Source organism: Pseudoalteromonas sp. SG44-17 (genome assembly GCF_014164235.1).
GTDB classification, from domain to species: domain Bacteria; phylum Pseudomonadota; class Gammaproteobacteria; order Enterobacterales; family Alteromonadaceae; genus Pseudoalteromonas; species Pseudoalteromonas rhizosphaerae.
The window spans coordinates 1-209 of record NZ_JACJEV010000128.1 but is presented as its reverse complement, the minus strand read 5'-3'; the positions used below and the strand labels follow the sequence as shown (position 1 = coordinate 209).

The 209-nt window shown below is 41.6% G+C and carries 1 protein-coding gene; it reads left to right on the top strand.

Going from position 1 to position 209, the window contains the following annotated elements; translation table 11 throughout:
* Positions 1-209 (top strand): hypothetical protein (locus tag H5182_RS22675; RefSeq protein ID WP_220493653.1); only part of this gene is annotated, 209 nt, incomplete at both ends.

Sequence of the window (209 nt, the reverse complement as noted above, 5' to 3'; positions counted from 1 at the left end):
TGGCTGAAGAAGACGAATTTGATTTAGACGATATTGACAGTCTAATTGATGAAACTGGCGATAAAGCGACTGCAGAGCCGGAGTTGGCTGAAGAAGACGAATTTGATTTAGACGATATTGACAGTCTAATTGATGAAACTGGCGATAAAGCGACTGCAGAGCCGGAGTTGGCTGAAGAAGACGAATTTGATTTAGACGATATTGACAGT